The sequence below is a fragment of the uncultured Bacteroides sp. genome (assembly GCF_905207245.1).
Classification (GTDB): domain Bacteria; phylum Bacteroidota; class Bacteroidia; order Bacteroidales; family Bacteroidaceae; genus Bacteroides.
This window is the reverse complement of sequence record NZ_CAJLKP010000028.1, coordinates 22,575-49,040: the sequence shown is the minus strand read 5'-3', so window position 1 is coordinate 49,040 and position 26,466 is coordinate 22,575. Positions and strand designations below refer to the sequence as shown.

Here is a 26,466-nt window from a genome sequence, read left to right as displayed (position 1 = left end):
GTATCATGAAGATACAGTTCGTTTCATTTCTATCTGTTACATTTGAAACCGGAAAGATACCTGAAATTATGATTAAAGATAAAATCAAAAATAATATGAAAAACAAGAATCTTTTGTATGTATTACTAATAGGATGTGCTTTGAATTCCTGTGGAAGCAATCCTGCAACGGGTGATGAAACTTCCCTAAAAGAAGCGGTAGGTAATAAGTTCCATATAGGCGTCGCCATGAATACGGCTCAGTCATCAGGACGTGATACTACAGCTGTGCAACTGATAAAGAAACATTTTAATTCTGTTGTAGCCGAAAACTGCATGAAGAGTGCGGTTATTCATCCGGAGGAAAATCGTTATAATTTCTCTCAGGCAGACGAATTCGTGAAGTTTGGAGAGGAGAATGGCATGTTTGTTATTGGACACTGCCTGATGTGGCATTCTCAGTTGCCACGATGGTTCTGCACAGATTCCGAAGGGAAAAACGTGACGCCGGAAGTGCTGAAACAACGCATGAAAGATCATATCTATACGGTTGTTGGTAGGTATAAAGGACGTGTGAAAGGATGGGATGTTGTGAATGAAGCTATTATAGAAGACGGCTCTTATCGCAAGACGAAATTTTATGAAATCTTAGGTGAAGAATTTATCCCTCTGGCTTTTCAATATGCCCATGAAGCGGACCCGGATGCTGAACTCTATTACAATGATTATGGTATGAATGTAGAGGGCCGTCGCAATACAGTAGTTAAGATGGTGAAGGATATGAAGGAAAAAGGACTGCGGGTAGATGCCATCGGTATGCAGGGACACATGGGAATGGATTATCCGGATATGAAGGAATTTGAGGAAAGTATTCTCGCTTTTGCTTCGACAGGTGCCAAAGTGATGATTACCGAGTGGGATATGAGTGCGTTGCCAACTGCCAAACGGAGTGCAAATATCTCTGATACTGTTGCTTACCGGAAAATGCTTAATCCCTATACGGAAGCTTTGCCTGATAGTGTCTCTGAAAAATGGAATACGAGAATGGCTGATTTTTTTAATCTGTTCATGAAGCACTCGGATATTATTACCCGCGTAACGGCTTGGGGAGTAACCGACGGTGATTCTTGGAAAAATGGTTTTCCGATAAGAGGGCGCAAGGATTATCCGCTGCTTTTTGACCGTAATTACCAGCCGAAGCCTTTTGTTAAGGAACTAATCGAAAAGAAATAGTTTTGAAAGAATATATCGGTTCTCATCTTTCCGAGAATCTGATGTAATTTGTGCATTTTATAAAATTGTCCTGCATCCTCTGTGAAGAGTGTGCAGGAGCACAAATAAAGAAACGGTTTTACCATTAATTACTTAAAAAAATTAAAATGAAAAGGATTATAACAGTATTTCTCTTCTTGAATTTCATACTATTGTCATCTTGTTCCGATGATACAGTACAAGAAGTAGTGCTGCCGGAAGAGCCAACGCAACCTGTTGAGCCTGATCCTGAACCGGGAAATAATAATACATTACCTCTTTTAAGTGTAGTGGGGCGTTATCTGAAGAATACGAAAGGAGAGATTGTAAACTTGCATGGTTTTACCCAGACTTACAGCCCTTTCTTCAATAACAATGCCTGGGCTAATTATGACGTGCAGGCATGCCTCAGGTATAATAAGAGTATGGTAGATGGAATTGTGGCTGCCGGATGGAAGTTCAATTTCGTGCGGATGCACCTTGACCCGTATTGGAGTGATGACCCCTCCATGCAGTCCGTGAGATATGAAGGACATGAACGGTTCTCCGAAACCCGTTTTCGGAAGTATCTTGAAGAGTTGTTTGTGCCGATGGCAGAATACTTTATTTCCAAAGGAATGTATGTGGTGATGCGTCCGCCTGGAGTATGTCCGGCTGATGCTCCCTATCAAGGTATAGAAATAGGAGACACATATCAGCAGTTTTTGCTCAAAGTGTGGGATATTGTTTCGAAACATCCTAAGCTGAAAAATAATATGGATGTTATGTTCGAGCTTGCCAATGAACCTGTCAGGATAAAAGGTACTGACGGAACATACGGCAGTAGCGGTGACGGCCATTTCAAGAATCTCCAACTCTACTTTCAGGCTATAGTAGACAAAATACGTGCCAACTGCCGCAACATTGTTTGGGTGCCGGGATTGTCTTATCAGTCATCTTACGCCGGATATGCCATTCACCGTATCGAAGGGGAGAATATAGGCTTTGCCGTTCACTGTTATCCCGGTTGGTATGGTAGCGATGCTGAGGAAGACAGCGGTGAAGGTATCGGCTCTTCCACAGGAGGAGGTTATGAAGCTTTTCAGCGTGGTTGGGATGCGCAAGTAGGCCCTGTGGCGGCTTTCGCTCCTATCATGGTGACTGAAATAGACTGGGCTCCGAAGAAATATGATGCCACTTGGGGTAAAAGTATTACAGGAACGGCAGGTGGTGAAGGCTTTGGCGCTAACTTCAAATATATAGCCGATAATTCAGGTAATGTTTCCTGGTTGTTCTTTACAACGAGGTCACATGAACTGGCAGCGTTTAAAGATGTGCCGGGTGAACCGGGCAATTACACTTTCCTCAATGATCCCGAGGCCTGTCCGTGGGCGATGTACCATTGGTTCAAGGAATATGCTGAAGGGATAGTAGTGAATGGGGAACTGGAAAAACTGGAGTTGATGGGACAAGAGGGAGAACTTCGTCTGCAAATGGGTGGTACGAATTATCTCAAAGTGAAAGCTGTTTATTCTGATGGAACGGTACGGATGGTGACTGCGGAGGCGACTGTCAACAGCTCAGATACAAACGTGCTGAAAGTAGAACAGACAGCCAAATTAGTAGCTGTGGCACCCGGTGAAGCTACGGTAACCGTTACATATCAATCGGCTGCCGGAGTCAGTAAGCAACTGACATTGCAGGTTACGGTAATTTCTCCTTTCTCACTGACGGCAGATGTCTTCAATCCTTCTATATGGGAGAAAGGCACGTTCGACGAGAATGCCCGCACACTGGTGACGGGGCAGTATGGTTTCGGAGGGTGGCAATATGACAATGGACTTGATTTGTCGGGATATAAGACTGTGACCGTAGAGCTGGGTAACGATAATGAGAGTGGTGTTTCGTTCCGTCTGTTTGATAAAAACAATTATTGGAGTGAGCCTGCTGCGTATGATTTCGGATCTTCGCGTAAGATTGTAGTGGAGTTGAACAATATGAAAGATAAGAACGGAGGAAAGATTGAACCTTCGCATCTTTATATTGCAGGTTTTTGGTCAACAGGTGGAAAACCTATTGTGATAGCTGATGTCTCCCTTAGCAAATAAAAAAGAGATATCAAACTCTCATTTTTCCGAGAGTTCGGTATAATTTGTGCATTTTATAATATCTTTCCTGCATCCTCTGTGAAGAATGTGCAGGAATACAAATCTGTTATATTTATCTAATATTGATATTCAAATGTCTAAAATTGCAAATCAGTGATCGGATTCATGCCTTATTTTTGCAAATATATATGAATGGTCTGATAAACTTTAAATAAAAATATGATGAAGAAGATAATTGTATGGTTGGTTGTAGTAATGTGTGCATTCGCTGGCTATTCACAAAATGCCTCTTGGAACTTTCAGAGTAAAGTAGTTACAGACACTCTTTTTAGTGAAGTGCTGAATGCCAAACGTGCCTATACTGTTTTTCTGCCCAAAAGCTTTGAACAGAATAAAGAGAAAAAATATCCTGTTCTCTATCTTTTGCATGGAATGTGGGAGACAAATCCTGTCTGGACCGAACGTGGTCATGTAAAAGATGTTATGGATAGGCTTGTGGCCAGTGGAGAGGCGTGTGAGATGATTATTGTTACTCCGAATGCCGGTGGTAATATACATATGGAATGGAACGGATATTTCGATATGCCGGGTTGGAAATATGAGACTTTCTTTTATACGGAATTCTTGCCCTATATAGAAAAGAAATACCGGGTGATAGGTGATAAGCAGCATCGTGCCATTGCCGGTTTGTCGATGGGAGGTGGCGGAGCTACTAATTATGGTCAGCGCCATAGTGACATGTTTTGTGCGGTCTATGCGATGAGTGCCTTGATGTCTATTCCAGAGCAGGGAGCAGTGTCTGCTGATGATCCGAATTCTAAAATAGCGATACTTACCCGTAGTGTTATTGAAAATAGTTGTGTGAAATATGTGACGGAGGCTGACGAGAACCGTAAGGCTGATTTACGTAGTGTTGCTTGGTTTGTAGATTGTGGAGATGATGATTTCCTGCTTGATCGTAATATAGAGTTCTATCAAGCTATGCGTAACACTGGCATACCCTGCCAGTTCAGGGTGCGTGATGGAGGGCATGACTGGGAATATTGGCACTCGGCTCTTTATCAGTGTTTGCCTTTCGTAACCCGGATATTTGGTAAAGAATGAATATGTATATAGAAAAATAAATAATAGACAGATTATGAGAACATTTGTATTTACATGCCTGCTTCTTTTAGGCATGACGACATTTGCACAAGATGCGAATTTTCATATCTATCTGTGTTTGGGACAATCGAACATGGAAGGAAATGCAAAGGTAGAAGAACAGGACACCGTGGCAGTTGACAGCCGTTTTCAGGTATTAGCGGCTGTCGATTGTCCTAATTTGGGGAGGACCAAAGGGAATTGGTATAAGGCGGTTCCTCCTTTGGCACGTTGCTATACGGGCCTGACTCCGGGTGATTATTTTGGACGGGCTATGGTGGCTAACCTGCCATCCAATGTGCGGGTAGGAATTATCAATGTTGCCGTAGGTGGTTGCAAAATAGAACTGTTTGACAAGGATAACTATCAGTCGTACGTAGAAACTTCTCCGGACTGGCTGAAGAATATGGTAAAAGAATATGGGGGCAATCCTTATGCACGTTTGGTTGAGATGGCAAAGATTGCTCAAAAGGATGGAGTGATTAAGGGTATTCTGTTGCATCAGGGAGAGTCGAATACAAATGATAAAGATTGGCCTTCAAAAGTAAAGGGAGTGTATGATAATCTTTTGAAAGATTTGGGATTATCTGCTGCTGATGTGCCTTTGCTGGCGGGTGAGGTGGTACATGCAGATCAGAATGGAATCTGTGCCAGCATGAATACAATCATCGACAGTCTGCCACAGGTGATTCCTACTGCACACGTGATATCCTCTGCCGATTGTCCGGCTGCATTCGATAATCTTCATTTTACAGCCGAGGGATACCGGATGTTGGGAGCACGCTATGCTGCTAAGATGCTTTCCATTTTGGGATACGGAGATTGGACATCTGCCCAGAATATGAAATTGTGGTATGCCCGTCCGGCACAAGACTGGCTGGAAGCTCTGCCACTGGGCAATTCCCGTTTGGGCGCTATGGTATTTGGCGGAACTGCCCGTGAAGAACTGCAACTCAATGAAGAGACTTTCTGGGCCGGCGGACCTTACAATAATAATAATCCCAAAGGATTGCAGGTGTTACCTGAAATACGCCGTCTTATTTTTGAAGGCAAAACTCTGGATGCACAGAAACTCATTGATGAAAATTATATGACGCCTCAGCATGGCATGCGCTACTTGACGATGGGGAGTCTTTTCCTGAATTTCCCAGGGCATGAGAATCCTTCTGAATATTACAGGGACCTGAATCTGGAGAATGCTACTGCTACCACCCGTTATGAAGTGGACGGAGTGAAGTTTGTCCGTACAGCGTTTGCTTCTTTGAGTGATGATGTGATTATTGTCCGTATTCAGGCGGATAAGGCAAAGGCTTTGAATTTCGCCATATCATATAACAGTCCGCTGAAATCAAATGTACAAGTAAAGGGTGGCAAACTGATTATCTCCTGTCAGGGAGCTGAACATGAAGGAATCCCTGCCGCTATGCGTGCCGAATGCCAGGTGCAGGTGAAAACAGATGGTAAAGTGAGTAAGGAAGAAAGCGCACTTGCCGTGAATGGGGCTACTGAGGCTACTTTGTACATTTCAGCAGCTACCAATTTTGTGAATTACCATGATGTCAGTGCAAACGAATCAAAGCGTGCAGCTACTTATTTGCAGAAAGCCACCCGTGTTCCTTATGAACAGGCTTTGAAGAGTCATATCGCCTCTTACCGTAAACAATATGATCGTGTGGCTCTGACTTTGGAAAGCACTAAAATTTCTGCTTTGGAGACACCTGTCCGTGTGCAACGTTTTATAGAAGGAAATGATATGGCGATGGCGGCTTTGATGTTCCAATATGGTCGTTATTTGTTGATTTCTTCTTCACAACCCGGTGGTCAGCCTGCCAATCTTCAGGGTATCTGGAATCATAGTCCCTATGCTCCCTGGGATAGTAAATATACGATTAATATCAATGCGGAGATGAATTACTGGCCTGCTGAAGTAACCAATCTGAGTGAAACGCATGAACCTTTCTTTGACATGGTGACCGACCTGGCTGTTACGGGTAGTGAGACAGCTAAGGTTCTTTATGACGCCAAAGGTTGGGTGGCACATCATAATACAGATATATGGCGTGCTTGCGGACCGGTGGATGCTGCAAGCTTCGGCATGTGGCCTAATGGAGGTGCCTGGGTGGCACAACATCTGTGGCAACACTATCTGTTTACCGGTGATAAAGAGTTTTTAAAGAAGTATTATCCGATATTAAAAGGAACTGCTGATTTTTATTTAAGTCATTTGGTGGAACATCCGAAGTATAAGTGGATGGTTACGGTACCTTCCATGTCTCCGGAACATGGTTACCGGGGTTCACAAACAACGATCACGGCAGGTTGTACAATGGATAATCAGATTGCTTTTGATGCCCTTTACAGTACACTTCAGGCAAGCCGTATTCTGGGTGGTGATAAACAGTATGAAGATTCTTTGCAGACCATGTTGGGCAAGTTGCCACCCATGCAGATTGGCAAACATAATCAATTGCAAGAGTGGCTGATTGATGCTGATAATCCGTTGGATGACCATCGGCATATTTCGCACTTATATGGTTTATATCCCAGTAATCAGATTTCTCCGACTACAAATCCTGAGTTGTTCCAGGCTGCCCGCAATACTTTGATACAGCGCGGAGACATGGCTACCGGTTGGAGTATCGGGTGGAAGATTAATTTCTGGGCACGTATGCTGGATGGCAATCACGCTTATAAGATTATACAGAATATGCTTCATCTTTTGCCTAATGATAAGGTTCAGAAAGAATACCCTGAGGGACGTACTTATCCTAATTTATTTGATGCCCATCCGCCTTTCCAGATTGATGGTAACTTCGGTTATACAGCGGGAGTGGCAGAGATGTTGTTGCAAAGCCATGACGGGGCGGTACAATTGTTGCCCGCATTGCCCGAAGCATGGAAAAAAGGAAGTGTGAAAGGCCTTGTTGCCCGTGGAGGTTTTGTGGTGGATATGGATTGGGATGGCGTTCAGCTGAATAAGGCGAAGATACATTCTCGTCTGGGCGGAGTATTGCGCGTTCGTTCTTATGTTCCTCTGAAAGGAAAAGGAGTACAAGTGGCTGATGGTGCTTGTCCGAATCCTCTTTATGCACCAGCAGTTATAAAAGAGCCAATCGTTTCAAAACTGATAAATCCTCAATTTCCGATTCTCTATCGTACTTATGAATATGATATCGTTACTCAGCCGGGAGAAGATTATTATTTGGAACGTGCAATGTAATAAAGGTTAGTTTTTTAGTTTACCGCCGTCTGCAAAGTATTACTGTCGTGGGATACTTATAGACGGCGGTTTTTTTATTGTTGTTGTTCTTCTTGTTCTTTTTCAGACTCGGTGGAAGCTGAGCGCTTTTCCATATAGTTTGTCGGAGATACACCGTACAACTCTTTGAATGCTGTGGAAAAATAAGCTATGTTGGTAAAACCTGTAAGCGTTGCCACCTCAGTGATACTGTGGTACTTATCAGCCAATAATGAGGCTGCTTGTTTTAATCGTACGTTACGTATCAGATCGCGGGTTGATTGATTGGTTAGCTCCTTCAACTTGCGGTGGAGGTGTACGCGGCTGATACCTACTACAGTGGCTATCATTTCAACGTTCAGGTTCGGATTACTGAGGTTATCATTGATTACTTTCATCACTTTGCTCAATAATTTGTCGTCGGGCGACTGTACATTTAACTTATGCAATTTGTCTTCCCGTATCTGATTACCGCTGAAACTGTTACGCAGCACTTCCCGGCTTTTGATAAGGTTCAGCACGGTCTTTCTCAATATTTCAATATTGAATGGCTTGACGAGGTATGCATCTGCACCGGTCTCCAAACCTTCCAATTTGTCTTCTTCTCTTGACTTGGCTGTCAACAGGATAACAGGTATATGGTTCACTGTCACATTTTGTTTAATCTTCCGGCAAAGGGTCAATCCGTCCATTTCAGACATCATGATGTCACTGATAATGAGGTCCGGCGCTTTCTTCAGAATCATAGCCAGCGCTTCTTTACCGTTGGTACATTCGTGCATATGAAAATCGCTTGCCAGTTCCTGATATATATATTTGCGTATTTCTTCATCATCCTCTACAACTAATACGTGATTTTTCGTCTTGGAACGCACCTTTACGTCTTCTTCATCCGTGGGTGAAGGTATAGGCAATGCTGTAGCGGTGTGTGCAGGAGCATAGTTATTGGAAGAAAACTCATCAATCTCTTCTGCCGTTAAGTGGTCTTTGCCTAACGGGAGGCGGATAATGAAGCGGGAGCCTGGTTTCCCCTCGTTGCTTTCGACCAGTATTGTGCCATGATGCAATTCTATTAACGAACGGCTTAGGTGCAAGCCAATGCCGGTACCTATATTAGAATTGTTGTGGCTGTTACGAATCTGATAAAAGCGTTCAAAAATTCGTCCCATCTCTGCTGGATCGATGCCAATGCCGCTATCTTCTACTACAATCTCAAAATAGTGTTTACCTACACGCAGATAAATATTAATTTCACCATTCTCCGGTGTAAATTTAAAGGCATTGGAAAGTATGTTCAGAATTACTTTATCGAAATTCTTCGGATCTATCCAAACTTGTAGTCTTTCTACTTCCGGGAGGAAATTCAGGGTGATATGTTTAGTCTTTGCCTGATATTCAAATGTGTTATACAAGTCATGGAGAAACCCTACGATATCCATCTCTTGAAATTTCAAGGACATCTGTCCTTTGTCGATTTTGCGGATGTCCATCAACTGGTTTACCAACCGGAGTATGCGTTCGGCATTCCGGTAGATGGTATAATAGTTCTTCTGCCGTTCTCCATCCTTATCTATAGCCATCAGTTTCTGTAGCGGACTAATGATGAGGGACATCGGAGTACGGATTTCATGAGAAATGTTGATAAAGAATTGTAGCTTTGCTTCATTAATCTGCTCTGCATGTATATGCTCCATTATTTCCTGGCGGGCACGATAGCGGTGGCGCACTTGCATGATGATAATATAAATGATGCCCAGTGCTAAGATTATATATATTAGTTTGGCCCAACCAGATGCATACCAGGCAGGGAAAATAGTAATCGTTATTTCTTTTATATCAGAGTAGTAATTATAATCTTTGGCTTTTATCTGGAACGTATAGTGACCTGGGGCCAGATTACTGAATGAAACCCGGTTTATGCCTTGTTGCAGGCTGACCCAATTTGAATTGTTAAGGGAATACATGTAAGTAATCCGTTCCGGACTATAGAATTCCATCGCAGAAAACTCAATACTGAAAGAATTATCTTTGTGAGATAATTGAAAGAACTCTGCATCCATAATTGCTGTATTGACAATCTCATAAATTCCGGATTTCATTCCCTTTTTGATGGTCTTTTCATGAATATTAAAATCTGTAATCCGGATTTCAGGTTTCTTATTGGGGTTGGTTATTTCCAGCGGATTAAAATAGCTGATACCGCCAGTTCCTCCGAATATGATTTCTCCTGCCGGACCGGTAAAGCCTACTCCTTTGCTGAACTCATTGCCTTGCAATCCGTCATTGGCATAAAAGTTTATGAAGCTTGGATTCCTGGTGTTATAACGGCTGATTCCGTAACCTGTACTAATCCAGAGATATCCATTATTATCACCTTGGATGGAGCAGATAAGGTTGCTGGGTAAGCCATCTTCCATGGTGTATTCGTGAATAGACATTGTTTTAGGGTCCAAATAATTTAACCCTCTGGACGTACCGATCCAAATGCCGCCGTTCTGATCTTCGTATAGGGCATAAACAACATCACCGGGTAATATCCTTTTGGTTTTAAGAGGGCTATTGAAATTCATTGTTTTTATATCCAGACAAGCCAGGCCATCATAAGTGCCTATGTATAATTTGTCATCGGCGGTGTGTAGCAGGCAATTGATCCACGAATTATGTAGCATTTCCGGCTTTCCCCATTCTGCTATGGTTTCATACGTGCGGCATCGGTTAATTTTACCTGTATTTATGTCCATATAAAAAATGCCGGATCCCATGGTTCCTATCCATAGGTTCTTGTTGTTATCCTCGGCAAAGCAATAAACACTTTGTACCAGGTTTGATCGATCGTCTACAAGATTCAAATAGCTACATTTCCCTGTTTGGGTATCCATCTTCGCCATACCATTCAAGTAGGAGCCTATCCATAGATTATGATTGGAATCTTCATAGATACTCATTATGGTAGAAGGAACAGAGTGGGGAGTTTCTGAAGTAGTGAAATGTACATTCTGTGTGCCATCGGGAGAAATGCCATAGATTCCATCGTTATCTGTACCTACCCATAAAGTGCCGATGTGATCTTTGAAAACAGACATAACACAACTTGAACCGATTGTATTGTTGATGGCTGATTTGAAACCAATATATCTGAATTCATAGGTTGTTGCAGGAATAATCATCACCCCTTTTTGGAAGAATCCCAGCCATAGGTTTCCTAATCTGTCTTTCAGGATAGAGTGAACTTTAGCCTTATTCAGGTTAAAGGTAGTGACATTGAGGTTACTATCCTGCATTTTTTTCTTCTGAATATCGTAAATTTTGATACCATTTCCGTCTGTTCCAATATAGATCTCATCCTGATCGGTTGGATATAAGATTTTGATAGGAAGGTTGGAATCGGGACTATATACAATAGGAGTAAATGTTTCTGTCTGGTAGTTATATTGAAATAATCCCTTTTGCAGACTTCCCATATATAGATTTCCATATCTATCTTCGCAAATACTGGAGATTGTATTCCATGCGATTCCTTTTTCGCTTAAATATTGTTTCTGCTGCTTGTTATTGTCTATTCGGAATATGCCATTGTCTCCTGTTGTTACCCATAAGAATCCCTGCTTGTCTTCATATAAACAAGTTATCAGTCTACTTGGGATGTTTTTATCTATTTGTTGCACTACCATGCTGTCACCTTGTGTCTCTAATGAAAATAGGTTGTGCCCTGATGTACCGATGAGTATTTCTCCATTTTTACGTTCGATTATGGAAGATATATTAGCCTCTGCTTTGTTTCCATTGATAAACTTCATAGGAATAGTAGTGAATAAATCGGTTTCCCGATCATAGATCTGCAGTCCTTTCAGGCTACCGACGAAAAGACGTTTCCGGCTATCTTCATAAAGCACGCGAACATAATTGTTCAATAAAGAATTAGGGTTCCCTTTATCGTGTTTATATACGGTAAATTTAGCTCCGTCATATCGGTTTAAGCCATCTTCCGTTGCAATCCAGATAATTCCATCATAATCTTGATAGACTTTATTTATCATACTGCTTGACAACTCTTTGTCAACAGTAAACATTTTACCTTCCTGAGCATAACACAAATTGCTGAATAAGAATAAACAGATTAGATATAATAATGTATTCCTCATATCTTATTAATTTTCTGCCTACAAATATAGTTAATATCATCTATACTTTCTTTTAAAAAGAAAACTAATATTTTTTTAGTATACTTATTCTGGAATTTTTCTGTTGAGCGAATACGAAAAGATGTAATTGCTATCAAAGAATAGTGTGACAATCTGTTTAATTCCATCCGCTCCGTAATGAGCGCAATGTTATTTAAATGATTTGTAGGAATTTATCAATAGCTATGTGAAACTTTGCAACTGCTTGATTATAAGTATGGTTTTGTCGTGCTGTATTCAGCCGTATACTGAACCCTATTCACTATACGACTGAATGGCATTCACTATACGATTGAATTAGGTTCAGTATACGGTTATTTTTTGAGTAGATGTTATTTGTAAAAAGAATTGGTGAGTGCATTGAGTGTAGGGGGCTTTGAGAGAACGATTCCGGCGGAATACCTGCGAATCGTTCATCTCTCAAATTCAACCCATTTTGTTTACGGGCAGGAAGATTTGAAAAAACTTCATGATACTTTCTGCCGTTTCATTACCTCCTTTCATTCAGCATCTTCCTTGTAGGACATTCATGGTTGTCAATCGGAAGTTTCACCTGTTTCAAGTCGTCCAGTTCATGTATCGGGCGTTCGATGTCATAAGGAATTCGCATGCCTGAGTATTCCATGAAGTAGAGCAGACAGGCATCTTTCCACCAGACGGCATCGCGCGTTTGTATTTTCAGGCGTGATTGCACGTCTTTGAAACGTTCCGTATCAATATAATTTTCTGCTAAATCCCATTTTTCCTGGAAATTCCTGACTTGCTGCACACCCCTGTCATAACGGTAGCAGAGTTCGTCCCATAGTGTACGCCCGCTTTGCATAGTGTGAGTCCATGGGGCGTGATGGAACCAAAGCAGGTATTCATCCGGACAAGTGTTGATGTCATTGTAGAGATGGCAAAGCGAGTCGGGATACTGTGCGGTGGCATTGCTCCCGGTATGGCTGCGGTCGAAGCCGATTCCCGCTTTATCAGCCTTGTGATAATAAGAGGGCATCCAGTCGGGACGTGCGCCGGGGATATCACACCAGGGTTCGGGACCATAATGGTGTCCCCAGGCAAAGAGGTGGTGGAGACCGAGGGGCATCATGTAGTCTACTACGGCTTCACGGCTTTCCATCATCATTTGTTTTAATGAAGAATTAAGAATTAAGAATGAAGAATCAGCCGGGTTATCGGACTGCAAACGCTCTTCATTTTTCATTCTTAATTCTTCATTAAAGAACGTCTGTTTCAACCACTCTTCCGCTATCGCTTCGGAAGATAACTCAGGATTCCAGGCGAGGCGACCGAAAGCATACCAGTTGGACTGTGCAAAGGGGTGGCCGCACCAGTTGGCATCTGTGCCGATATTGGCAACACCTGCCATTGCTTTCAGTGAAGAAGGCTGTACGAAATCGAAAAATTCTTTCCACATGGGGGCAAGATAGGCAAGGTGGTTGGAGAAGCCCAAGTATTCTTGTGTAATCTGGAACTCAACCATCTGTGCGGTCTTGGGCATAGCGCCGAATAAAGGACTATATGGTTCGCGCGGTTGGAAATCTACCGGACCGTTTTTTATTTGTACGATGACATTGTCACGGAATTGTCCGTCCAGCGGCTGGAACTCCAGATAAGCCTGTTTGGCACGGTCGGCGTCGCTGGGGCTGTAAACGAAGGCACGCCACATGATAATGCCTTTGTAAGGTTTCACTGCATCCGCCAGCATGTTGGCACCTTCGGCATGGGTGCGGTTGAAGTCGCACGGACCGGGCTGCCCTTCGGAATTGGCTTTCACGAGGAAGCCGCCGAAGTCTGGGATGAGGCGGTAGATTTCTTTTGTCTTGTTCTTCCACCAGGCGATGACTTCTTTGTCCAACGGGTCGGCGGTAGAAAGGCCGCCTAATTGCATGGGAGAAGCGAAGTTTATGGAGAGATACACACGGATGCCGTACGGGCGGAATACATTTGCCAGTGCTTTTACTTTCTCCAGATATTCGGTGGAAAGGATTTGTGAGGAGGCATTTACATTGTTGATGACTGTGCCGTTGATGCCGATGGAAGCATTGGCGCGGGCATAGTCTGCATAGCGACCGGAGAGGGTGGAAGGCAAGGCTTCCCAATCCCATAAAGAGCGTCCGGCGTAACCCCGTTCAATGCTGCGGTCCAGATTATCCCAGTGATTGAGGATGCGCAGGTCGTAAGCGGGACTTTCTTTGATATCGAGTTTAGATAAGTCCGCACTACCGGTGTCTTGCAGCCTCAGCAGGTGGAAGGCTCCGTAAAGCAGTCCGCGTTCTCCGGCGGAGGTGATGGTTATCTTTCGCCCATCATCTGAAGTGAGGAGGCAATATCCTTCTTCACCTATAGCACGTGTTTCTTTGTTTCGCTGGAGGCTTAATGTGACGGGCACACCTTTCCAGCCTTTACGCAACTCGGTGGTGGCGATGTCCAGCATGGCTGATTGCTTATTACAGGATATGGTTGCGTTCCCGTCTGTGGAGTACCGGAGCCATAGGCGACTGCCGTCTTCGGCTGAAACGGGCATTAGAAAGCATATAATAAAGAATAGGGAAAGTAGTTTCTTCATAAATAGGAATTATTGATTTATTTATTGTTCGTCGGAGGGGTAGCGCACCCCCCATTCTTTACGCAGACTGTCCATCAGGCGTATGATGCGTAGAGTTTCGGCATGGGGCATGAAGGGAGATTCGAGCCATCCGTTCTTCAGGGCTTCCATGGAGGCGTATACCTGATACTCATATCCGGTGATTTGTGGCGGGCAATTGTAGACGGCTACGGTTTGATAGTCCTCCGTCACTACCGTGATTCGTTGCGGGTTATTGATATTCTCTACAATTATGTGTCCTTTTTCACCGGAGATAATGCCTTGACGGTCGGTCATGCTCAGCATGGTGCTGTGTAGTACGGCGATTTTTCCATCTTTGAAGGTGAGGGTTATGCTGTTTTGGGCATCCACTCCTGTATCGGTTTTGATGCAGGTTGAAGTGATATTCTCAATCCTGGTGCCGAATACCATGGAGGCGAAGTTCAGTGTATATACTCCCAGGTCGAGCAATGCTCCACCTGCAAGTGCGGGTTGCCGGAGCCGCTCGCGGTTGCCGATGGGATAACCCAGGTTGGCAGACAATGTCATGGGACGTCCGATGATGTCACTTGCTATGATTTCGTTGATGGTTTGCGACAAAGGCATGTAGCGCGTCCAGATGGCCTCGGTGATGAAGAGGCTCTTTTCTTTGGCAAGTTTTAGCAACTCTTCTGCCTCGCGGGCATTGGAGGTGAATGCTTTTTCGCACAATACCGCTTTACCATGTAGCAAACTCATGCGTGCATGTTTGTAGTGGTGTGAGTGGGGAGTGGCAATGTATACCAACTCCACCTGTTCATCAGTAAGCATCTCTTCATAGGAACCGTAGGCGCGGGTGAACCCCCACTTTTCGGCAAAGTCGCGTGCGGTTTGCAATTGGCGGGAAGCAACTGCGTAAGCTTCCACACCTTTCATTCCCATGAGGGTGATTGCCATCCTCTCGGCAATCCATCCGGTACCTATGATTCCTATTTTCATTGCATCCATATGGTTGATTATCGGTTAATCCAGCCCTTCGATGGTGATGATATGTCCGTCGGCATCGTATTCCAGTTCGCATACTTTCAGACTGCGCAACCAGGTGCGTCCGCCGGAAGGCACACTGTCATGATGGAACAGATACCATTTGCCTTTGTATTCTACAATGGCATGATGGGTGGTCCAGCCCACTACCGGGGTAAGGATAACACCTTGATAAGTGAACGGACCGTATGGGTTGTCACCGATGGCATAACACAGGCGATGGGTATCTCCGGTGGAGTAGGAGAAGTAATATTTTCCATTGTACTTGTGCATCCAGGAGGCTTCGAAGAAACGGCGGTCGTTATCTCCGGCAGTCAGTGGCTGACCGTTCTCGTCCAAAATGACTACAGCTTTAGGTTCTTCGGCGAATTGCAGCATGTCTGCACTGAGTCTGGCAACACGTGCGGGAATGGACGGCTCATTGTCTGCAGGGAAAGTAGCACCGCTTTCCAGTGCCTTGTTGTCGCGGTAACGTTGCAATTGTCCACCCCAGAGGCCGCCAAAGTACATATAATAATTACCATCACCGTCATTCAGCACGGCAGGGTCTATGCTGTAGCTTCCGCGCATAGGGTCGGGCTGGGGTGTGAACGGTCCTTCGGGGCGGTCTCCGATGGCAACTCCGATACGGAAGATGTCGTTTTGGTCTTTCAACGGGAAGTACATATAATATTTACCATCTTTCTCTGCTACGTCACAGTCCCAGAGTTGGCGTCCCGCCCAGGGGATGTCTTCAGTAGTGAGCACAAGGCCATGGTCGGTGATTTCTCCGTGCATAGGGTCGTCAGTGGAGAAGATGTGGTAGTCTTTCATGTTGAAGTGGTCACCGTTGTCATTTTCGGGTATGCCGCTTTCCCAGTCATGCGACGGGTAGATGTAAAGGCGGTCGTTGAATACGTGAACGGCAGGGTCTGCCATATAATCTCCGGGTACTAAGTATCTTTTCTCTTTTTTCATGACTATATAATTTAAAGGGTTATTCTTGTTTGTTAGTTATGATAGTTTCCTGTTGCGTAAATACCCACCATCGTACCGGTGAAACCACCGGCGGTCTGTGTGCTTATCAAGTCGGCGGAAACCGGTTCGCCTACTTGTGTCCACTGGCCTTTGGGGCTGGTGGCGTAGCTAAAAGTATAATTCACAGCATCGTTTCCTTCTACTTTCAGATAGAGTTTTCCGTCGGTTTCGGATAGGGGAACGCTTGCTTGATTGCAGAGTTTTCCACGACTGTATGCTTCTAGTGAGAGTGCAGGTTTACCTTCCTTATCCAATGTTTTTCCGAAGCGGATATAGCAATAATCATTCTGGAAACAGGTGATGCCTGCAAAATCTCCTTGTTGTTCGGGCGTAAAGTCGAGGGCAGTCTTGGCGGTGAATGTCCAGTTGTTTATCCAGCGACCGATGGCAGCGGGTTGCCGTTTATCCTTGAGGTCGCTACTGCTGGCGGTCAGGGTGAGTTGACCTTTACTTCCTATTTCATAGCAGGACACCAGTGGGGTGCGGATAAAGAAGGCTTCTTTTGATAATCCGTCGGCTGTCCAGAGTGGGGTAGGACCGTAAGAGCGGTCGGCTGTGTAAGTGATAGTTTCACCTTCGGGCAGAATCACCGGTTGGTTTTCTTTCCAGGTGACGGGGAGCATGAATGTTTCGCGTCCCATTACGTCGTGCCCTCCTTTATAAGGACGAACGCCGAGGAAGACAGCATACCAGTCGCCTTCGGGTGTCTGCACAAGGTCGGCATGGCCGACACAGGTGACGGGATTGGGACGGTCCTCCGGCAATCCGCGTTGCGTCAGTATCGGGTTGGTGGCGCAAGGTTTGAAGGGACCGAAAGGAGAATCGGAAGTGAAGACTACTTCTGAATGGTTAGGCCCTGTTCCACCTTCGGCGGCCATCAGATAATAAGTTCCGTTGATGTGATAAAGGTGCGGCCCTTCTATCCAGACGGGATGTTGCGATTTGTCTACACCGCCGTCGATAATCATCTTTTGTTTTCCTACGGTACAGCCATTTCGCCAGTCGAATTCACGTATCCAGATGGCTCGGTGACCGCTGTATTCCGGCTTTCCGGCGGGAGCGTCGTTATTTACGATGTATGCTTTCCCGTCTTCGTCAAAGAGGAAACCCGGGTCGATGCCGCCCACTTCGGGCAGGAACGTAGGATCGCTCCAATTGCATTTTTTCGGGTCATCGGTAGTGACGAAGAAGTTGCCTCCGCCATCTACGGCAGTGGTTATCATGTAGAACAACCCGTTGTGCGGATTATACTTGATGTCCGGGGCATAGATGCCGCCACTGATGCGCAGACCGTCGTACATGGGCAGTTGCGCGGGGCGGTTGAGGACGTAACCCAACTGTTCCCAATTTGTCAGGTCGGTACTGTGCCAGATGGGGACGCCGGGGAAAAAGGCGAAAGAGGAATTGACTATATAATAATCGTTCCCTACGCGACAGATGCTGGGATCGGGGTAACAGCCGGGGAGAATGGGGTTGAGAGGTTGACGAGGGGACGAGGAGACAAGGGGACGAGGGACTACGTTGTCATTGCTTTCCTTGTCAACTTCTTCCCTGTCTTCCTTGTCAACTGAGTAGCTGAATTCGTAGAATTTTGCTACTTTAGGTTCCAATATCTCTTTCAGGAAAGGTTTGGGCTGATATGAACGGTCGAAGAGCAACGGATATTCGCGTCTTCCGGCCATAGGCCAGTCATTCTTCCAGGAGTCACCGTCTGATACGCCCCATGCCGTCACACGCGTAATGACATCGGAGTGCTTCATGAAAAGTTCCATGAACGACTTCATACGGGCATTCCATAACTGCGATATGCTGTCCGGGAGAGATTCCGGATAGGGATTCAGGGCTTTCTCGAAAGCTACTTTATCAGCGATGTTTGCTCCACGGTTCAATGTAGGGAGGGCACTCATATCCCATTCCGTAATCATGATTTTGGCACCTGTGGCGGCAAATGCAAGGATGCTTGTTTCATAGTCGCCGATGGTGGGATAATCCAGTCCCATGTGTCCTTGCATGCCGATGGCATCTACACGCAGACCTTTCTCTTTCAGTGAACGTACCATGCGTACTACACCGTCTCGACGTCCGGATTCGTGCATGCCATAGTCATTGTAGTATAGCTCAGCATCCGGGTCGGCCTCATGGGCGAACTGGAAAGCGAGCGGGATGTATTCTTCTCCTAATATCTCGTAGAATTTGCTTCGGCGGTAGCTTCCGTTCCCTTCAATGGCTTCGTTCACCACATCCCAGCCTTTGATGCGACCTTTATACCTTCCTACGATGGTATGGATGTGATCTTTCATCCGTTGTTTCAAGACTTCGGGCGAGACATTTTTACCTTCGTCGTCTACGCAGAACCATGGAGATAGTTGCGAATGCCATATCAGGCAATGCCCGATGATGAACATTCCGTTCTCTTCACCGAACTTGACAAATTCATCTGCCAGGGTGAAGTCATAGCGATCTTCTTCGGGGTGAATCACTTCACTCTTCATGCAGTTTTCTGCCACGATGGAGTTGAAGTGACGCTTCACGACGCGGACGGCACTGGTGTCGCGCCCCGCCGCCTGTTCGGAGTTGAGGGCGACACCAACAAGGAATTTATCACCTATAATATTTTTCAGAGTCGGGTCTGCAACTGCGGGTTTGTCGCTATTGCAAGCTATCAGTGCAGCAGTGCAGACGGATAAGACTATATTCTTTAATTTCATGCTATGGCTTAGTATGATTAATAATCAGCTTTATTTCTACGTTCGGTCAACTCAGCTTGTATCTGTTCATTATATTTCTTTGTGATGGGGTAAAACCACAGTGCAATGACTCCCACAAAGAATGTTACTGCCGGAATGATGCTGGATGAGAGCACGATGCCATGAATGGCCGATTCGCTTTGTGCCACGCCTGCTCCCGATACATATCCGAAGCCGGAAAGCAGGAAGCCCAGAATGGCACCACCCACACCCAGGCCGGCTTTCAAAGCGAACACTACACCGGCAAACACGAAACCTGTTGCACGGCGATGGTTTACATATTCCGAATGGTCGGCCACGTCGGCAATCATTGCCCAGAGTAATGGAACGGTGGGTGCATATGCCAGACTCTTCAGGAAGTTTAGTACAAACATCGTCTCTACATCCGTTTCGTTGGGGAAGTAGAAGAATGCCGTGAACAATGCCGTCAGTGCCAGACAAACGATAAATACCGATTTCTTTCCGAAGCGGTTTGCCAGGAAGCCGGACAGGAAGATAACACCGAAGAACTGTACGATGGCTCCCAGCATATTGAACACACCAAAACCGACTTCATAGGCCTTTTCGGGACTGCTGACAATGAGTCCGAAGGCGTTCAATATTGTATAGCCTACACTGTCACTGGCCTGTGTAGCTACCAGCCCGAGTTTATCAAGAAATGCATACAGCGCACCGGCATCCACATAATTTTCAAAATAGTAGTTCATAGCGCTTCCCCACATGGCAAGGGTGGTGAGGAGGAAGAGCGTCAGGATGAACATGGCCCTCCAAGGGATATTCTTGAATACATCCTTGATATCTTTCTTGGTATCTGTTTTCTGGCTTGCCGGTGGCGTGATACGTTCACGACTTGAGAAAAAGGTGATGACCAGGAACACAAAACCTATCACAGCAAACAGGGAGATAGTGCACAACCAGCCATGTCCTTTGTCACCGCTTTCGCCCGCGAATTTGCTTACTAACGGCAGCGTCAGACCTTGTACGATGAACTGCGCGATAGTGGCAGCCACGAAACGGATGGAGGTAATGCTTGTGCGCTCCTTGATGTCACTCGACATCACACCACCCAGTGATGCATACGGGGTATTATTGAAAGAATAGAGCGTCATTAATAAAGTATAAGAGATGGTTGCGTATACTGCCACCAGTCCTTTGTCCTCGATGCCGGGATTATAGAATGCCAGTACGTAGAACACCATGAACGGCAGTGCTGTCCAGAGTACCCACGGGCGGTATTTGCCCCACTTGCTCTGTGTCCGGTCGGACAGTATACCTACGGTCGGGTCAACAAAGGCATCCACAATGCGGGCAATCAGCATGACCGACCCAGCAATGGCACCTTCCAAACCGAATACATCGGTATAGAACTTGGTTTGGTAAATCATCATCATCTGGAACACAAGGTTCGCAGAGCAATCTCCTAAACTATAACCGATCTTTTCGGCCATAGACACTTTTTGACTTAGTGCATTCATGATTATATTTTCAGTTATTTATTTATATTCATACAACTTCACGTGTAAGATGCGGAAATCTCCTACTGAGATACGTACATGGCGCCCCTGATGGTCCTGATCACCATTCAGGCGACGAATATATGAGAAAGTACCGTCTTCATTCACTTTCACCTCGTCCACTGAACCAATGCCACAACGAGCACCTTTCCACGCCACCTTTTTACTTATTATTGTCTCTCCCTTTCCTCCTGTCTGGGCGAAACCATCTTCGCCCAAAGCCTGTGCTTTGGTTTGGTTTTCAGTAGCTTTTTCAAATTCGATGACAATGCCGCTACCTGCTATGATATATTCATTCGGGGCAAGTTTCAGCAGAATACCACCTCCTTCGGGCCATGTGTTGCCATCTCTGGCACGTGGGTCCCAGGGTAGGGTGAAGAAGTGGCGGCAGATTATCTTTAAATCATCCTGATAGAGGATGTTTTCTTTATTTTCCTGATCGAAGAGTAATCCTTTCATTACACCTTTCCCCTGATATCGGGTTAGGAGGGGCATCATTTCCTTTAATGTATTATAGCTTTTTACCAATGGAGCGTTGGGAGAATCGGGACCGTCTTCAATAGAGAACGGGCTGATGCCGATGGCGTCATGCTCACCGAAAATGTAGAAAGCCCTTACACCATTATTATCCGTCAGTTTTATTTCGGGAATGAACAATGGGTTGTTGTGCAGTTTGTATTTAGCCACCCAATTCGTGAAGCCATTGTCGTAAAGGTCGGGTGCGAGTAAATCAATGCTGGGTGCTCCACAGTGCCATATATCGATAAGATGTGCCAACGGACCAGCAGATGGGTATTCACCGGGCTTGCGGTTGCGGCTGTTCATGGCAGCGTTTACATAAAGCGGAACGTTATAGATAGACCGAGCTTCCTGTGCCATTCTTTCTACATAACGGGCATAGTGCCAGGCCATAAAAAGTTCGTCGGTATAGATATCGGCTCCGAATACTTCCTGCCAAGTACCTTGCTTTTTGCAACCCTGGCTTTCCCATTTTTGTAGCATTTCAGGATGGAGTGTCTTCTTGTTCTTTTGCAGGTACTTCATCAGCTCGGCGGGAACCGGCGCATTGAACAGTGCATTGGCTTCCTTGGAGTAGTCTCTTGCATCTTCCAGCATACCTATCTCATTTTCTATCTGTATCATGATGACGGTGCCTTCCTCTTTATCAATGGCTGCGATGTGTTTCATCCATTGAGAAAAAGCGTGGCTGTCTGCCTGATAAACATTTTCGGAAAATGCGCTGGCTATTTCGAGTGGTTTCCTGTTTTGCGTATAGGCGCGCGGATATTTCTTATAGTTTTCCTTGAACCAGAGGGGAGCATAGCAACTCATGGAGTTCTTCCAGGCTCCAAACCAGAGAAAGATTACTTTCAGGTTATTCTGCCGTGCTTGGTCGATGACTTTATCTGTAAGTGTGAAGTCGAATTGGCCTTCTTGCGGCTCAGTCAAATCCCAGTATGCCGGAACGAGTATTGTGTTCAGTCCCATGCGTTGAAGTTTAGGGAAGATGCGTTCAATATCTTCTATGCAGGCGGCAGATGAGTTTCCTAATTCACCACCTAAAATAAGAAAAGGCTTGCTGTCTACTACCAGTTGTGTGGCAGTACCTTGTTTCTGCAATGTACTTTTCTGAGCATTTACGTGTACGAATATAAGACTGGTTGCCAAAAATAAAATCCAATTCTTCATTATTTGCTGGTATTGATTTGAACTATTTTCTGTAGCAACAAAGATAGTAAGCTATAATTTAGGATGCTTCTCGCAGTGTTGCAGAAAACTTCATTTCAGTTACATTACCCCTGCCGGATGTTACATAATTTTTCGTTTATCGTACATCTTCCCGTTTCAGAGGGTAAAAAGGGTGTTTTGTTCATTGTTTAATGGAAAATTTGGTAAGGCTCCAGCCTTACCAAATTTCCTGTCTTCACTCATTATTCAGCGGGAGTCTCCTCCTCTTCTGTTTCATATGCATTCTTCCAGTCGTCGCCACTGAAGTCTTCACTTATATCTTTTCCGGCAATTCCGTCGCATACGCCTTTATAGGCATGTTTGCGTCCATAGTTTGCATCGAATAAGTTAGGAGCATCACCGGATAACCAGTATTCATGCTCTGCGGCATTGTCGCTCAGCGTCCAGATGGTGATACCTGACTGTTGTGCTTCGGGGACATTCTCTTTGAATGATTCGAAAATCATCTGATAGACGTTTGCTTGGGTTGCCAGTTGTTCGGCGGAGGGACTGGAAGTTCCTAATGCAACATCCAGTTCAGTGACGCGGATTAACTTGCCGGTGGCAGCCATAGCCTTGAACATGGCATCGATTTGTGCTCTTGTGATGCTGGCACCTTGTACGTGCATTTGGGTACCGATACCGTCCACAACCTGTCCGTTATCCTCAATGTATTTCACGAAGTCTATCAAGGCAGCCAGTTTGCTTGGGTTTGTCTCCAGATTATAGTCATTAACATAAAGTTTGGTATCGGCAGGTGCATATTTGCGTGCATACTCGAAGGCCTTCACTGCATATTCCTTACCGATGTAGTATCCCCAATAGAAGTGATCACTTGCCCAGTTCAGGCTCAGACCACTTGCCGGATCTTCTACAGGTGCTGTGTCGGGAGCATCGTCTCCGTTGCTCATGAAGTTGCCGTCTATGCCACGCCACTGGTTGTTGTCGGCGATAGGCTCGTTGATTACATCCCATTCCTTTACGCGGTCCATTCCCGGATGTTCCAGCATGCCTTTGATCCATGCTTCCATGGCACCCAGCAGGGCGGTTTTCTTTTCTTCGGCAGTCTTGAACTTATAAGTGATGCCACCGGCGCGGGTTGTGGCACGGAGCGTGTTCTTAACTTCTGCGGTTTCTTTCTTTTCGCCGAATTTGAAATTATCTATGTAATAAGTTCCTCCCACTTTACCGTAGTTGATACAGAGACGTGCCATGCCTTCGTTTTTGCATATAAATTCCCCTTCAATAGGAACCCATTGGTCTACGACTGTTTCACCACTTACGTATCCTTCACCATTGCCACCGTTGGAATCTTGCACCTGTAGGGTGAAATCCGGATTGATGACTGTTGCCTTCACCATAACTGAATACATGTAGGTCTTTCCTACAGTTAATTCCTCAGGGAATGAATGAGCAGTTTGAGCACTCCATGAATCACCATCAGAAGGGTTGACCATTATCATGCAGTAGTCGCTATTATAACCTTCTCCTTTTTCAGAAATAGAGCGAGTAGAACCATTACCCCAGCCGAACCACGAGCCGAGAGTTCCGTCTTCAAACTTCCCATCATCTATGATATTGATCATCTTTTCTTCAATCTTCTTGCCGAACTTGAAGTCATCCACCCACAGATTGCTTCCCGGTGTTCCACCGAACTGGATACCTACGCGTTCAATGTCTTTTTTATCACTTTCTGTATAGGTAAATTCACCTGTGCATCGAATCCAGTCGCTTGGTGCGGTGAATTTTTCTTTATAAATACCGTCATAAGCTGCATTCTGACCTATAAATTGAACTTCAAGACCGGCATCTGATTTTACCCAGAATGAGTAGGCGTACGTTACTCCTGTCTCAAGCATTCCGGTAGGCCAGAACAACTGACAATCATAGTTGTCTTTTGTTTCGTTGGTCATCGTGAAATGCAGGGCATAATTACTGTCATATCCCGGTTGTTCTACAGCATAAGTATATTTACCCCACAGGCCTGTCCAGCCTTCTGCATTTCCGCCTTCAAAGCCGAAGTTGCCGACGATGTTCTCGCATACATCGTCATCGTCTACTTCGATAATTACTTCCGGGGCAATCAACGATTTCAGATACGTTTGCCTTTGTTGGGTGTGCCAAAGGAAGTTATGTCCGTACACCTTGATATCGGTAGGCACTGCGTTCAGAAATGCATCGATGGTTGTAAAGTCCAGATCGCCGTTGTTCTTTACTACGGCGGAATGTTTCATGGCATTCCCCGTCGTAAACATCTGGAAGTTCGCATCGGCCACGGCTTTGTATGCTGCGTCGTTGATATACAAATCGGCTCCTAAGCCAAGACCTATTGTCATATTGGGCGCATACTGTGCCGCATACGCTTTGATATAGTCATAGTTCGCTATTTTCTCCTTCAGGGCGAGGGGAATATCAGAAGCAGTGACACTTCCGTCGGATTCTTTCCATTCCATAATCTGGTCGTCGCAACTACTCCATGTCAGTGCGCCAACCATTAGCGGAAGAATAATTCTATTTAGTTTCATAATTCTTAATGTTTAATTTGTTTCTACTGAGTTTATTCTGTAGTTTCTTCATCTTCGGGATAATCGGAGATAACAATATTCTTGCAAGGCACTACGCGCCAATTATCCAAATAAACACGGCTTGAAAAAGCGGTAGATGTAACACTTACGTCCTGATAGGTGAAATCCGTATTGACGAAACCGATGCCGAAGTTTCTGTAAGTAGCGGCATTACGGTCGTCTACCACATTCTGGAATACCGGACTTTCCTTATCCTCTATCATAGTTGCATACTTGTTGAACTTGCTGAATGGAATGGTTACAGTCTGCCAGCCTGTAGTTGAGAACGGAACAATGGTACCGTCTTGAATCCAAGGCACATAGAATGCCACCTGATTGGAAGCGCCGTCATCGTCGGAACCGATACCGGCGAAGTTGAAGTTGTTGAACAAGCATATTTGCAGATGTCCGGTGCCGCTCCATGTGTCGGGCACGTAGACGTCAAACTGCAACGCTACCTCACTCAGTGGAGTGGTTGCCGGAATGTAGGAATACATACGGCTCCAATCGTCTGCCGCATCATCGTTGCCGGCTGTCCAACATTCGGACACACGAGGTTTGCCGGATATAACTCCTGCATCTATCAGACGTTGGGGAACAATCTGAACGCATTTTCCGCGTCCGCTGTCGTATGGATCTTCTACGAGGTCGTCGGCATTTATCATAGAGCCTGTTTCTGTCCAACTCCAGAAGCCTTGGGTACCCTTGCCGTCGAAGTCGAGTATCATGCAGTCTGTAAAGTTGAAGTAAGCCGGTGTGGCAGCCTGTCCGTTGGCACCTTCAGAGTAGATGGAACCGCCTCCCGAAATATTCTTGGGCATGATGAATGAATACCATTCACCGTCTTTGTCACTCTCAATGCCGGTGGTGATTTCTGTTCCATCGGGCAAGGTTACTTTGATGGTTTCCTGCAGGCCTGTTCCATAGACGGTTACAGTTTCCTCGGCTTTAGGCATCGTATTGCTGATACCGGTTATCGTGGGCGAAGCTGCGCGGATGATGAGTGGATACTCCAATGTGGCGTTATCTTTCACAAAGCGGATGACATTGCGGTCGGCCTCTTCGGCATCTTCAACGGGTGTATTGCTGTTGATTTGAATCAGCATGGAGCGGTCTGTCACATATGCGCGGTTGAAATAAGTTTCATATCCGTTGATGTAGACTTTCTTCATGCCATAGAGTCCGCTGCCTTCCACCCGGATCAGTTGACCGAGGCGTGCGAAGGTTACGGGACGGTCGGGCACGGATGATTCGTAATTTTCCAGATAAATTTGGTCAACCACAATTTTTACGCTTTGGTATTTGCTGTCAAAGTATTCATCATCCTCATTGCATGAGGTGAGACCCGTTGCCAGGCATGACAAGCATAATATCCATATATATTTTAAGCTTTTCATAATCTTCTATT

13 protein-coding genes are annotated in these 26,466 nt (G+C 45.2%); 4 read left to right on the top strand and 9 right to left on the bottom strand.

The window, feature by feature from the left end:
* Positions 1-95: 95 nt before the first annotated feature.
* The 4 genes from QZ135_RS10585 to QZ135_RS10570 all read left to right on the top strand — a co-directional run bounded on the left by QZ135_RS10585 (position 96) and on the right by QZ135_RS10570 (position 7,679).
* On the top strand, positions 96-1,211 hold the full coding sequence (locus tag QZ135_RS10585) for an endo-1,4-beta-xylanase (protein ID WP_294608763.1): 1,116 nt from the start codon (positions 96-98) through the stop codon (positions 1,209-1,211).
* A 146-nt stretch (positions 1,212-1,357) separates the two neighbouring features.
* On the top strand, positions 1,358-3,316 hold the full coding sequence (locus QZ135_RS10580) for a cellulase family glycosylhydrolase (protein WP_294608761.1): 1,959 nt from the start codon (positions 1,358-1,360) through the stop codon (positions 3,314-3,316).
* A 222-nt stretch (positions 3,317-3,538) separates the two neighbouring features.
* On the top strand, positions 3,539-4,420 hold the full coding sequence (locus QZ135_RS10575) for an alpha/beta hydrolase-fold protein (protein ID WP_294608779.1): 882 nt from the start codon (positions 3,539-3,541) through the stop codon (positions 4,418-4,420).
* A 34-nt stretch (positions 4,421-4,454) separates the two neighbouring features.
* Positions 4,455-7,679 carry a glycoside hydrolase N-terminal domain-containing protein gene (locus tag QZ135_RS10570; RefSeq protein ID WP_294608759.1) on the top strand — a complete coding sequence of 1,075 codons (3,225 nt, stop codon included), beginning with the start codon at positions 4,455-4,457 and terminating at the stop codon, positions 7,677-7,679.
* Positions 7,680-7,753: 74 nt separating this feature from the next.
* Here QZ135_RS10570 and QZ135_RS10565 read toward each other — a convergent pair whose 3' ends face one another.
* The 9 genes from QZ135_RS10565 to QZ135_RS10525 form a co-directional block, all read right to left on the bottom strand.
* Positions 7,754-11,839: a hybrid sensor histidine kinase/response regulator transcription factor gene (locus QZ135_RS10565; protein ID WP_294608757.1), complete on the bottom strand. Its 4,086-nt coding sequence runs from the start codon at positions 11,837-11,839 to the stop codon at positions 7,754-7,756.
* 529 nt (positions 11,840-12,368) lie between these two features.
* Positions 12,369-14,447: an alpha-glucuronidase family glycosyl hydrolase gene (locus tag QZ135_RS10560; RefSeq protein ID WP_294608755.1), complete on the bottom strand. Its 2,079-nt coding sequence runs from the start codon at positions 14,445-14,447 to the stop codon at positions 12,369-12,371.
* A gap of 21 nt (positions 14,448-14,468) precedes the next feature.
* Positions 14,469-15,452: a Gfo/Idh/MocA family oxidoreductase gene (locus QZ135_RS10555; protein WP_294608753.1), complete on the bottom strand. Its 984-nt coding sequence runs from the start codon at positions 15,450-15,452 to the stop codon at positions 14,469-14,471.
* Between the two features lie 15 nt (positions 15,453-15,467).
* Entirely contained in the window at positions 15,468-16,445 is a 978-nt protein-coding gene (locus QZ135_RS10550; protein WP_294608751.1) for a glycoside hydrolase family 43 protein, read from the bottom strand.
* Between the two features lie 32 nt (positions 16,446-16,477).
* Positions 16,478-19,213 (bottom strand): endo-1,4-beta-xylanase, encoded by a 2,736-nt coding sequence (locus tag QZ135_RS10545; RefSeq protein ID WP_294608749.1) that lies wholly within the window; start codon positions 19,211-19,213, stop codon positions 16,478-16,480.
* Between the two features lie 17 nt (positions 19,214-19,230).
* A complete protein-coding gene (locus tag QZ135_RS10540) occupies positions 19,231-20,727 on the bottom strand; it encodes an MFS transporter (RefSeq protein ID WP_294608747.1) in 1,497 nt (498 codons plus the stop codon).
* An 18-nt stretch (positions 20,728-20,745) separates the two neighbouring features.
* Positions 20,746-22,455 carry a DUF5597 domain-containing protein gene (locus tag QZ135_RS10535; protein WP_294608745.1) on the bottom strand — a complete coding sequence of 570 codons (1,710 nt, stop codon included), beginning with the start codon at positions 22,453-22,455 and terminating at the stop codon, positions 20,746-20,748.
* 242 nt (positions 22,456-22,697) lie between these two features.
* A complete protein-coding gene (locus tag QZ135_RS10530) occupies positions 22,698-25,019 on the bottom strand; it encodes an endo-1,4-beta-xylanase (RefSeq protein ID WP_294608743.1) in 2,322 nt (773 codons plus the stop codon).
* Between the two features lie 32 nt (positions 25,020-25,051).
* On the bottom strand, positions 25,052-26,455 hold the full coding sequence (locus QZ135_RS10525) for a glycan-binding surface protein (protein WP_294608741.1): 1,404 nt from the start codon (positions 26,453-26,455) through the stop codon (positions 25,052-25,054).
* Positions 26,456-26,466 lie beyond the last annotated feature (11 nt).